The organism is Actinosynnema sp. NPDC059797, assembly GCF_042732085.1.
Lineage (GTDB): Bacteria > Actinomycetota > Actinomycetes > Mycobacteriales > Pseudonocardiaceae > Actinosynnema.
Genome location: NZ_JBHWIE010000240.1, coordinates 1 through 10,962 on the forward strand (window position 1 = coordinate 1; position 10,962 = coordinate 10,962).

Genomic DNA, 10,962 nt, shown 5'->3' on the forward strand with positions numbered 1-10,962 from the left:
GGGTTGGTCACGTCCCCGGCGCGACCAGCCCGTATGCGGGGGTGGTCAGCGTCGGCGCAGTCGGCGCAGGTCGGCGGCGGTAAAGCCGATCTGCTGGTCAACGTGGTCGTTGCCGGAGGCGGTGTTGCGGGTGCCGCGCCGGTCGTCGGCGGTGGTGTCGTCGTCGCGGTCGTGGTCGGTCACGTCCCTGTCCTCACCTGCGGTGGGACGGGTGCGCGAGGCGGGGCGGCTGTCGGCGTAGTAGACGTCGTGCTGGCTGCCGACGCGGGCGTTGCCGGAGACGTTGTTGGTGTTGCGGATCACGAGTCCTCCGTGACGGTGGGTGCGGATGTCCTGTGTGGACGATCGGTTCGTGGTGTCGCCGGTCGTCGTCGGCGGGGTCACGTCCCCCGCGTGATCTGGGGTGTCGTGGCTGCCGGTGTTGCGGATGTGGTGGCCGTGGACGGTGACGGTGTGCCGGTCGCGGTGGTAGTGGTGGCGGCTCTGGTGGATCGCGCCGCGGTCGGTGTCGAGCCAGTCCGTGCCGGTGTCCGGTCGGCTGCTGCCGTGGTTCACGTAGGTGGTGATGTCGCCGTGGACGATGTCCCCGTCGTACTGGTGGACGGTGCCGTGAACGGTGCCGTGGACGACGTTGTAGTGACCGCCCACGTGCGCACCGGTTGTGGTGGGTGGGGTCACGTCCCCTTCCCGACCTGTGGTGTGGTCGGTGATCAGGTCGGTGGTGCCGGTGGCGCGGGCGGCGACTTCGCGGTGGCGGCGCATCATGGCGTCGTGCCAGTCGGCGCGGCCGCGCCGCTCGAACTGCGGCCGCAGCGCTTGCAGTCGTCGTCCGAGCCGGTCCATGTCGGCGGGGCTGAACTCGTTGTTGTCGCGCAGGGTGGGGATGCGGTCGCTGTGGTCGTAGAGGGTGCGGGCGAACGGGCTGGTGGTGAACACGTCGCCGTTGAACGCATCGCCGTGGTCGATGCCGACCAGGCGGCCCTGGTCGGTCCGGATCCAGTTGTCGGAGTTGCGGTCGCGGTTGGCGGTGATGTGGTCGAGCAGTCCGAGCAGTCGTCCGTCAGGGCTGTCGGTGTAGTCGTCGGGTACGTGGCGGCCGCCGGTGAGGTGGGTGCCGGACCGGCCTTCGACGTACTCCATGAGGACTTCGTCGGGGGCGGTGCGGTGCACCGCGGCGTAGGGCAGGCCGACGGCGGCCATCACGTGGGGGGCGAGGTCTTCGGCGTCGGTCAGCCTCACCGGGTCCGCGCCGCAGGCCTCGGCCTTGGATCCGTTGCGCTTGCGCACCAACCGGGTCCCGTCCGGGTAGGTCACCAGTTCGGTGTCCCCCATCGAGCCGTCCCCCAACGGCCGTGCCGAGGGTTGGCCGGCGGGCAGGCGCAGCACCCGGGCCGCTGTCACGTCCCCGCCGTGACCGGCGGCGTCGTGCCGGTGCCCGGCGGCCTTGGCTTCCCGGTGGGCGGCACGGGCGGCGTCAAGCCGCTGCCGCGCGGCGTCAATGGCCTCGCCATCCCCGGCGGCACGGGCCGCGCGCAGGGCGGCACGGGCGCGGGAAACGGCTTTGCGGGTGTTCTGGGTGGACCGGCCGCCCGCGTTGGGGCAGCGGCGTCCGCCTGCTCGACACATGTCACGTCCCCTTGTTGTGCTGGGAGTTCGCGGTGACCGATTGGGTGCGGCCCGGTCACTTGTTGCGCCGGGCGAGGCAGGCGGTGCAGCGGTCGTAGCCGGACAGCCGCGGGAACCACACGCGGTTGCTGCTGCTGTCGAACAGCTCGCCGCACAGGGTGCGGACGGTGCCGTCCCACAGGGAACGGGTGCCGATGTGCGCGATGGGCTTGGCCATGACAGACCTCTTTCGTAACCGTGTGTGATGGTGTGTGGGTGTGCGGGGGTGACGCGCGGACGGTGTGGCGGGGTGTCGGCGCGGGGATGTCGAGTGGGGTCAGGGAAGGGTGCGGGAGGGACGCTGGACCGTTGTTTTCGGGGGTTCCGGCTGGTCAGAGCCGCACACTGTTGATCTTCCCTGTGCAGGGTTGTCGCTGGTGGGGGCAGGGAAGCAGGGTCAGGGAAGGGCTCAGGGATTTTTCCCTGTCCCGTCGGTGCTTCCCTGTCTGCTTCCCTGCCGGACGCGCGAGGTGTTCGAGGTGGATTCGGGTGCTACTCGGCGGTGTCGTCGCCGTCGTAGTGCTCACGCAGGGTGAGCGCTTCGGTGATGTCGTCGGCGCGCACGACGCTGTCGCCGTCGCTCTTGCGCACCGGCACGCCGGCCTGGTCCAGGGCGGGGCGCAGGGTCTTGAAGGTCCACTCGCCGTAGTGGTCGGGGCGGTGCTCGACCAGGCGGGAGAGCACCACGGCGGTGCGTACCCGCTTGTCGGTGCCCACCACGTGGGCGAGGTCGGCCAGGAAGTCCACCTCGTCAGGGGTGCCGTCGTCGCCAGTGGGCGCTGGGGCGTGACCGGCGCGCAGGTCCATCGCGCGGTCGGTGACCTCGGCCAGTTCGGCGGGGGTGAGATAGAACGATCGGAGCAGGCCGGGCTTGGCCATGATGCCGCGCACCATGGCGGTGCCCACGTCGCCGTCGCTCTCGTCGGTCTTGGGGTCCAGGCTGACCGCGGAGATGCCGGCCTTGTAGCTGCCGGTGCCGAGGATGGCGTCGTTGGACTGCTGGTCGCCGATGGCGAAGCACGCCTTACACGAGGTGACCGCCATGATCTTGCGGGGCAGCGAGGCGGTGGAGGCCTCCGGGGTGGCGAACATGAGCACGATGCCGTACTTGCGGGCGGCGCTGATGAGCTTGGTGACCAGGTCGGCGGCGGTCTCCCCGTACTCTTCGTCCATGAACAGGGCCTGACACTCGTCGATCACCACCACGCGCGGGCGCAGCCGGTGGTCCTTGGTGGCGGTCTTGCGATCGACCTTGCGCACGTTGTGCTCACGCAGGGCCTTGCCGCGCTCGCCCAACTCGTCGTAGAGGGCGCGCAGGGTGTCCAGGCAGGCGGTCATGGTGTCGCGGTCCGCGCCGGTGCGCAGGGTCCGCAACCGCGGTGCCATCGGTTCGTAGTCGGCGTTCTCGGCCAGCACGAACACGTCCACCTCCACCAGCGGGTCCAGGATCACCCCGGCGACCAGCGTGATGAACAGGCTCGACTTGCCCGAGCCCATCATCCCGGCGGCGGCATAGTTCTTCTCGAACAGCAGCGCGTGCACGACCTCGCCGCGGATGTTGACCCCCACCGGGATGGAGGCGAAGAAGTCCGTCGGCCCGTCGCCTGCCAGCAGCGGCCACGGACCCACCGGCCCGGACAGCGCGCCGGGGTCGGCCACCCACAGGTCCAGCACCCCGGCCCGGTCCTTGGGCTCCGACGGCCAGACCTCCACCGGCAGGCGGGAGAGGTTGTGGGCGAAGGTGGTCTTGCGCTTGACGATCTCCTCCACCGGCACCCCGCGCGGCAGCACGAGCTGCATCCGCACGCCGTGCCCGTCCTTGTGGGGCAGTTGCAGCCAGGTCGGGGTGATGCTGCTGCCCCACCCCTGCTTGAACGCCTGCTTGAGCAGCGGCAACCCACCCAGGTAGCGCAGCGCGGAGAGCACCGCGGACTCGTCCACGACGATGTCGCGCCCGTCGGCCGGCACCGCCGCGCCGGCGTCGTCGGCCCAGACCGGCAGCGCACCCCGGTCCCGCCCCACCGGGACGGTGCGCGCCACCCACGTACCGGCCCCGACCAGCGCCCACGCCCACCAGTAGCCGCCCACCGGGGACAGCTCGGCCACGGTGGACCAGAACTCCACCATGTCGTTCCACCGGTCGGTCAGCGACGCCGCGCCGACCACCGTCTGTGCGGCGGAGACCCCGAGGAACACCACGTGCCCGCCGGCCAGCAGCACCACCGCGCCACCCGACCAGCGCAGCAGCTCCAACCTCCGCTCACGGCCACGCTGCGCCGACCCCGACCGGCGCCGCTCCAACACCTCCTCCAACTCCTTGAGCACGTGGAAGTCCTCCGCAGACTTCGCGTTGACCCGCAGGGTGGTGATGGCCTGCTCCAGGTCCAGGTGCTTGCGGCGGGCGCGGCGCTCCTCCCGCCGGATCCGCGCGCCGGCCACCGCGTATCCGGCGTTGCGGCGCACCGCACGGGCCACCGAGCGGGTCCGCTCGTGGGTGGCACCGGTGCGCACCACCCGCACCACCGCGCCGGCGGCCTCGCGTACCCGCGCGGCGGCCATGCGCCGGTCCAGCTCCGCCGACTGCTCCTCGGTCAGCAGCTCCCCCACCACCGCCCCCTCCGGCTCCAGCCCGTCCTTGTCCGGGGTGGCGTCGGGGGTGGTGTCGGCGCGGCGCACCGGCAGGTGCACCACATTGGCGCGGTTCTCGTCGTCGTCGTGGTGGTGGTCGTGGGCGGTGGTGCTCATCGGGTCACCTCGCTTCCGGTCGGGTCGGTCGGGTGGGGTTGGTGACGGCGTTGCGCAGTTCGCGGGCGTACTCGCTGCCGCAGCGCAGGTGGGCGCGAATGGCGCTGGCCGATGCGGTGGGCGGCAGGTCACCGGCGGCGATGGCGGCGCGCAGTCGGGGCAGCAGTTCGGCCGCCCGTGCGGACAGTTGTGCCTGAACGATCGGGGTGTCAGGGGTGCGGTCGGCGATCACCGGGACGCTGGCGGGCGGGGTGTCGGCGGGCGCGGCGGACACCGGGCGGGCGGGGATCGGGTCGGCTGTAGCCGGTGGGACGGTCGGGGTGTCGGGGCGGGTGCCGATGGTGTGGTCGAGGTTGGCGAAGCCGTCCCAGATGATCGGCAGGACGGTGACCGCGCCGACGGCGACCAGGGGGCCGATGGCGTGGGCCAGCAGGGTCATGGGCGCGAAGGTGTCGGCCACGATCGGCAGGTGGGGCCAGACGTTGAGCGTCAGGGTCACCCCGAGCGCGCCGAACTCCACCGCGGTCAGGTGGGGGTGGCACAGGGTGGTGCCGCGGGTGGTCAGGAACGCCTTCGCGCCCACGACCACCAGCAGGACGGCGGAGATGACCGGTTCCACCGCCCACGCGGCCCACCACGCCGCGGTGAACTGCGGCACGCCGATGGTCAGGGTGTGGTGCACGCCGGTGGTGGACCAGGCCAGCGCGCCGACCAGCGCCACCAGGGCGGTGACGGTGAGGACCAGGCGCACGCGGGCGGCCTGCCACGCCCGTGCCATCGGGTTTTGCCCGAGGGTGTGCAGGCGGGCGGCCTCGTGGGAGCGCTTGAGCGCCCGGCGCACCCGCGTGGTGTCCACCAGCAGCGGCGCGGTGTCGCCCTGCAACGCCAACAACCGATGCGCCTCGGCCACCTCGTCGGACAGCCGCCGCACCCGCCGCGTCTCCCCCGCACCCCGATCCTCGCCGTCGGCCTGGTCCTGGTCCTGGTCGTGGTCGATGGGCTCGGCCGGGGCGGTGGCCTGCGCGGGGATGGTCGGGGCGGCGGCGGCCACGTAGCGCTCCAGCTCGGCCACGGTCGCGGCGAACGGGTCGGACTCGTCGGGGCCGGGCAGCGGAAGGGCGGTCGTGCTCATCGGGACACCTCCTGTCGGCGCAGGTACAGCGGGGGACGGGACAACGAGGGGCGGCGGGCGCGGCGGGCCAGCGCCACCAGGGCCAGGGCGGGCACGCCGACCACGACCACGACGGCGGTGGGGTCCTCGGCCTGGGTGATCACCGCCCACTGGGCCAGGCCGATCAACCCGGCGACCATGAGCAGCTTCCACAGCGCGATCACCGCGACCAGGGCGAGCGCGGCGGTCAGCAGCAGCACGGGGGTGGGCACGGCGGTCACCGGGCACCGCCGGCGGGGCGCAGCACGCGACCGGAGGCGGCCAGGTCCTCCCACGTGCGACCACGCTGCGACGACGGCGCGGAGCCGTCGGCGCACGCCACCGGAGTCACCAGGCTGAACGGGGCGGGCTGGTCGAAGCGGTCACCGGAGCGTTCGTCGATCAGGTCGCGCTGGTGGGCGTTGTTCGACATGCTGAGGGTTCCTGTCTCGTGAAGTCGTGCGGGACGGGGTGATGGGCCGGACCGGCGGCGTCTTCTTGGTCGGAGTGGCCGCCGGTCCGGGCGGGGCTAGTACAGGCCGTCGGCGCGCAACGAGACGTCGCACGGACCGCAGACGTCGTCACCGCCGTTGGTGGTGGTGGAGCGCCGGTCGCCGCAGCAGGCGCAGAGCTTGTGTCCGCCCACCTTGGGCAGCAGGGCGATGATTTCCTTGGTGGTCAACGGCTGTTGGTCCATGTCACGGCTCCGTTCAGGTCGGTAGGGGTCAGTGCGCGAGGGTGACGCCCTGAACCAGAAACAGCTCGATGGCGTCGGTCAGGACCTGGTCGTGGTCGAAGGCCAGCGGCCCGAAGTCGATGGCCAGCACCTCGGCTACGGGCCACCAGCGGGCCTGGCGGGCGTCGTCACCGCCCACGGCGTCGGGCATGTGGTCCAGCAGCGCGGCGAACGCCACCGACACGACACGGCCCCGCGGGTCGCGGTCGGGGGTGTCGTAGACGCCGACCTGGTCCAGGCTCCATTCCTCGAACGCGACGCCGGTCTCCTCGTGCAGCTCGCGCACGGCGGCGGCGGCGAAGGTCTCGGACGGCTCGACGTAGCCGCCGGGCAGCGCCCACCGACCCGCGTACGGCTCGTGGCCGCGCTCGATCAGCAGCACCCGCCACACCCCGGCCTCGTCGGGGGCGAACAGCAGCACATCGGCGGTAATGGAGGCGTTATTGGTCTTCACAGCAACTCTCGCTTCCTTCGGATGGTCAGTGATCTTGGGACCGGGCATGTGGAGTCCGCGAGTCCCCGAAAGGGCAGTCCTGCAAGGGCTTATTCCCAACGGTCCACATGCGGCGGATGGTCAGGCCGCGTGCGCGGCAGTCCATCGACGCTGTGCGACACGGCATGCACGCGCTCGGTTGGCCTTGTCCAGCGCGGCCCTGCGGGCTGGGGTCATCGGCCGCACCGGCTTGGCGGTGGCGATCAGGTAGAGGTTGGCGAAGTTGCGGCGCCCGGATGCCCGGTGCTTGACGTAGAGCACCGCCACCGGGTCGGCCCCACCGGGCCGCAGACCCCGTGCCCGAAGCTGCCGACGGGTGGCGAGCCTGTCGCGCGGGGCACAGCCCCAGGTCAGCAGCGGCAACCCGTCATACGTGCCGCGCGTGAGCACCGTGCCGGTGGCCCAGGGCACCGACTCCACCCACACCCACGGGAAACCGGCCATGTCACACCCGCACCCCGAACGGGCCGGCCAACAGCTCCGCGGGCACCTCCACCGGCTCCTCACCGACGGACAACCCGACCCCCAGCAGCGCAGCGGCCTGGTCGATCGCGTCCCCGGTCAGGTGATCCCACAGCTCCACCAACGCAACACCCGCCGTGGTGGACACCTCGCCTACTGCCCGGACCCGCACGTAACCCGACATCGGCTCCAACCGCACCCCGGACAGGCCCAACGCCACCCCGGCTCGCGCCATCAACGCCAACGACCGCTTCCAGCACGCATCCCACAGCTGCAACGACACCCCCGGCACAACCGGGTCGCAGGACACCCGCACGTGCACCGAGCACACCCCGGCCAGCGCGTCCGCATGCTCGGCCAACAGCGCCGCCGCCACCCCGGTCCGAGCGGCCACCACCACCGTCTCCTCCACCGGCGCGGCCATCACGCCACCGCCGTCAACAGCGCAGCCACACCCAGCCACAACCAGTGCCACGACTGGTCCAACGCGTACGCACCGGTCCCCAACGAGGGGTTGTCGTCCCGACCGGGGCGGGGCGCGCCGAAGGCGACGAACCCGCCCTTGCCCACCAGCGCGGCAAGCCTGGCCAGGGTGTGGCGCCGGTCGGCCCAGTAGTGCGTCACCGCCGACACCAGCTGTCCCGCAACGAACCCGAACGGAGTGATCGGCAGGTCCAGCAGCGCCCACAGCAGCGCCACCGTTCCGGCGGTCACCAGCGTGTAGGAGGCCACGTGCCGCAGACACGCCATCCGACCCGCGTGCGACCGCTGTCCCTTGTGCGCGGCCTGTGCCTCGCTCTGCACCCAGTGATCAGCGACGTTGTGCGCCACCAGCAGCGCGGGCAGCGTTGCCGCGAACGTCACGGCCGTGGCCAACGTGTCGAGCTGCATCACGCCACCCGACCCGACATCGACGCGGCCCGCTTCGCAGCACGACGCGCGGCGTTGCGGGCGGCGTTGCGACGCGCCTTACGGCCCTTGCCCTTGCTCGTGCCGAACACCGGCGTCGGCAACGCCAGGACCACCGGCGCCGGTCGCACCGACCGCTCCGCGTCCTCCAGCTCGGCCGCGGCCTGCTCGACGCTCACGCTGCCGTACTTCGGCGTGATCCCCGCCAACGCACGGGCCAGGATCCGCCGGTTACGACGCTCCCGCGCCGACCCGTCCAACAGCCCCGACGTCGGCTCACCCAACGCGATCTCTACCGACACCTGCGCGTCCAACAGCCGCAGAGCGGCCGGGGTCAGTCCGTCAGGAAAGACATCCATGCTGGTCATGCCTGCTCCAATCGGTTCGCCGGTCTGCTTGTCAGCCGGTCTGTATGCAGACCTTAGGAGTGGCGTGCAGCACGTGTCAAGGAGGTCTGCATACAGACCTGCACTAGACTTTGAGCATGACGAGCGGCTTCACAGACGCACGGCCGTTGCAGGTGCAGGTAGCCGACGACGTGCGACTCAAGATCGAAAGCGGAGAGTGGCCCAGCGGCCACAGACTGCCCTCCTTCGATGATCTAGCCAAGATCTATAAGTGCTCTCTTGCGGTCATCAGGAAAGCAGTTGACCTGTTGAAGCAGCAGGGGTTGATCGTGACCATGCAAGGAACGGGAACCTTCGTCCGGTCTCGATCAATCGTGCAGCGACATGGCATGGAACGCTACTCGCGCAGTCTTTGGCAAGGCGGCAAGACGGTTCTTGCCGCATCAACGAATAGGTCAAATGCAGTAGTCGATCAGCAAATTAGGGCACTAGAGGAGGTACCCGCCCCTTCAGCAGTGGCCGAACGGCTCGGCGTCGAAGTCGGTACACCGGTGTGGGTTCGTCGCAGAACAACGTACGCAGACGGAAAACCAAATCAGCTCGCTGACAGCTATTACGAATTGGATGTTGTCCGAGATACCGCGATCATGAAACAGGACACTGGTCCGGGAGGAGGCTTTGCACGACTCGAAGAAAAGGGATATCGCTTGGCAGAAATCGCCGAAGATTTGTCTACGAGGATGCCCACAGGACCTGAGTCAGTAACGCTGCAATTGCAGCCCGGCACACCCGTACTGGAGTTGATACGCACCGTCTACGACGATGCGGGCAAACCTCTTGAAGTAATGCACTCCGTAATTGCAGGCGATATGGCATCCTTTCGCTACCGTTTCCCCATTCCCGATTAAGGCGGATACATGCGCGTAACCATGGGTAGTGAATCTACGCCAGGTCGAGCCAATGACGATTACGCAGTATCTGGGCTTGACTGGGTTATGGTGTTTGATGGTGCAACAGCCTTGCGACCCGACGAAAATGGATGCATACATGACGTGCCGTGGGTGGTCCATCACCTCGCCGGACAACTCGCAAGACGGCTGTCCATCAGTTCAACCATGCCGCTAACTGACGCACTCTCGGAGTCTATATTTTTTACTCGCTCAGCTCATGAGACAACTTGCGATCTTTCTAATCCTGATAGCCCGTCTTCAACTGTAACCATCCTGCGTCGAAATCAAGATAAGCTAGATTACCTCGTTCTAGCCGATTCACCACTGCTTCTTCGATGTGGCAGCAACGTTCAAGCAATTACGGACGACAGAATGGCAAACCTGACGGATTACTCCTACGAAGCCGTAATTGCCGTCCAAAACAAGCCTGGCGGCTACTACGTCGCCAGCACCATGCCAGAAGCTGCATACGAAGCCGTGTACGGCTCCATAGACGCCTCGCTGGTTGATGCGGCTGCTTTGCTGACTGATGGAGCCAGCAGACTGGTAGACCTTTTCGGACAGATGTCCTGGGAGCAACTATTTAAAGTTCTATCCAAAGAAGGCCCAAGTGCTCTGATTGCACAGACTCGCGAGATCGAAACAAAAGGCGTTACAATTGATGACGGCCGCACGCGCAAGCGACATGACGACGCAACGGCCGTCCTGGTGGAGTTCAATCGATAGATTAACCACATCCCGGAGAGCGAGGCACAGATGAATTCAGATTCCCACTGGGTTCTCCCGGAAGATCACCCGCGCGCCCTGAACGACGCCATCGGCACTGTGGCAATAAACAGCTCATACTTGGAAATGGCTCTAGAGAACGCGATTAACTCCATGGTGATGTTTCACGGCGACGTTACTTCAGGAGGTCCATCACTCGGCGACCTGATAATCCGATTGGACAAAGAACTGAAGGGGAGCCCTTACTCGCAACGGGAAGATTTTAATGAATGGGCAGAACTTCGTAGCAGGATGCGCCACCTAAAGGACGAGCGTGACCACATAATACATGCAGGGTCATGGCTTTCACTCGAAGGTGATGCAAAACTTACCGCATTTCGAAGGAACTCGAACGCAAACAAACGGTCACGCCGACTCTCGGTAAGTCAAATACGTCGCACGGCCATAGAGCTGAAAAACGCAGCAGCGGACGTACTCAACCTTATTTGGAACCTTGAAGCCGCCGAAACGGGAATGCCTCGCCAACCTAAAAGGAACGGTGACGTCTACTAGCTCAGTAGTGCGTTTCCAAAGGCTAGGAACTCCGTGGCTGTCAGCCCGGCCTGGCGCACGATGGAGGCAAGCGTGCCGCGCTTGACGGTGCCGTGGGGGGGGGGCCCCCCCCGCCCGGCCGCCGGGGGGCGCTGGACGGCCACCAGGTTGGGGGGTTGGCGCCGGGAGGGGGTTGTTGAAAACACGAGCGTAAAAAAAAAAAAAAACACACAACGCCAGAATAAAAA

Annotated in this window: 15 protein-coding genes; 3 read left to right on the forward strand and 12 right to left on the reverse strand. The window is 68.1% G+C overall.

What is annotated here, in order from left to right:
- Positions 1-45: 45 nt before the first annotated feature.
- From ACFV4N_RS32455 to ACFV4N_RS32510, 12 genes are all read right to left on the reverse strand, one after another.
- Positions 46-1,626 carry a hypothetical protein gene (locus ACFV4N_RS32455; protein ID WP_499676458.1) on the reverse strand — a complete coding sequence of 527 codons (1,581 nt, stop codon included), beginning with the start codon at positions 1,624-1,626 and terminating at the stop codon, positions 46-48.
- A 55-nt stretch (positions 1,627-1,681) separates the two neighbouring features.
- Entirely contained in the window at positions 1,682-1,843 is a 162-nt protein-coding gene (locus ACFV4N_RS32460) for a hypothetical protein (protein WP_499676459.1), read from the reverse strand.
- Between the two features lie 314 nt (positions 1,844-2,157).
- Complete coding sequence (locus tag ACFV4N_RS32465; protein WP_499676460.1) at positions 2,158-4,410, reverse strand: FtsK/SpoIIIE domain-containing protein; 2,253 nt, start codon at positions 4,408-4,410, stop codon at positions 2,158-2,160.
- 4 nt (positions 4,411-4,414) lie between these two features.
- Positions 4,415-5,542 carry a hypothetical protein gene (locus ACFV4N_RS32470; RefSeq protein ID WP_499676461.1) on the reverse strand — a complete coding sequence of 376 codons (1,128 nt, stop codon included), beginning with the start codon at positions 5,540-5,542 and terminating at the stop codon, positions 4,415-4,417.
- Complete coding sequence (locus tag ACFV4N_RS32475) at positions 5,539-5,802, reverse strand: hypothetical protein (RefSeq protein ID WP_499676462.1); 264 nt, start codon at positions 5,800-5,802, stop codon at positions 5,539-5,541. Before ACFV4N_RS32475 ends, ACFV4N_RS32470 begins: the two co-directional genes overlap by 4 nt.
- Positions 5,799-5,993: a hypothetical protein gene (locus ACFV4N_RS32480; RefSeq protein WP_499676463.1), complete on the reverse strand. Its 195-nt coding sequence runs from the start codon at positions 5,991-5,993 to the stop codon at positions 5,799-5,801. Before ACFV4N_RS32480 ends, ACFV4N_RS32475 begins: the two co-directional genes overlap by 4 nt.
- 96 nt (positions 5,994-6,089) lie before the next feature.
- On the reverse strand, positions 6,090-6,257 hold the full coding sequence (locus ACFV4N_RS32485; protein WP_499676464.1) for a hypothetical protein: 168 nt from the start codon (positions 6,255-6,257) through the stop codon (positions 6,090-6,092).
- A 28-nt stretch (positions 6,258-6,285) separates the two neighbouring features.
- The gene (locus ACFV4N_RS32490) at positions 6,286-6,750 is read right to left on the reverse strand and encodes an NUDIX domain-containing protein (protein ID WP_499676465.1); all 465 of its coding nucleotides are present in this window, start codon (positions 6,748-6,750) and stop codon (positions 6,286-6,288) included.
- Positions 6,751-6,870: 120 nt separating this feature from the next.
- On the reverse strand, positions 6,871-7,233 hold the full coding sequence (locus ACFV4N_RS32495) for an RRQRL motif-containing zinc-binding protein (RefSeq protein WP_499676466.1): 363 nt from the start codon (positions 7,231-7,233) through the stop codon (positions 6,871-6,873).
- A gap of 1 nt (position 7,234) precedes the next feature.
- Positions 7,235-7,675: a hypothetical protein gene (locus tag ACFV4N_RS32500; protein ID WP_499676467.1), complete on the reverse strand. Its 441-nt coding sequence runs from the start codon at positions 7,673-7,675 to the stop codon at positions 7,235-7,237.
- On the reverse strand, positions 7,675-8,142 hold the full coding sequence (locus ACFV4N_RS32505) for a DUF3307 domain-containing protein (protein WP_499676468.1): 468 nt from the start codon (positions 8,140-8,142) through the stop codon (positions 7,675-7,677). The genes ACFV4N_RS32500 and ACFV4N_RS32505 overlap by 1 nt, the downstream gene beginning before the upstream one ends.
- Positions 8,142-8,528: a hypothetical protein gene (locus ACFV4N_RS32510; RefSeq protein WP_499676469.1), complete on the reverse strand. Its 387-nt coding sequence runs from the start codon at positions 8,526-8,528 to the stop codon at positions 8,142-8,144. Before ACFV4N_RS32510 ends, ACFV4N_RS32505 begins: the two co-directional genes overlap by 1 nt.
- Before the next feature lie 116 nt (positions 8,529-8,644).
- Between ACFV4N_RS32510 and ACFV4N_RS32515 the strand changes: the two genes are divergently transcribed.
- From ACFV4N_RS32515 to ACFV4N_RS32525, 3 genes are read left to right on the forward strand one after another with little or no spacing between them, the layout of a single operon-like run.
- On the forward strand, positions 8,645-9,415 hold the full coding sequence (locus tag ACFV4N_RS32515; protein WP_499676470.1) for a GntR family transcriptional regulator: 771 nt from the start codon (positions 8,645-8,647) through the stop codon (positions 9,413-9,415).
- 9 nt (positions 9,416-9,424) lie between these two features.
- Positions 9,425-10,183 carry a protein phosphatase 2C domain-containing protein gene (locus tag ACFV4N_RS32520; protein WP_499676471.1) on the forward strand — a complete coding sequence of 253 codons (759 nt, stop codon included), beginning with the start codon at positions 9,425-9,427 and terminating at the stop codon, positions 10,181-10,183.
- Between the two features lie 30 nt (positions 10,184-10,213).
- Positions 10,214-10,735 (forward strand): hypothetical protein, encoded by a 522-nt coding sequence (locus ACFV4N_RS32525; protein ID WP_499676472.1) that lies wholly within the window; start codon positions 10,214-10,216, stop codon positions 10,733-10,735.
- Positions 10,736-10,962: the final 227 nt, after the last annotated feature.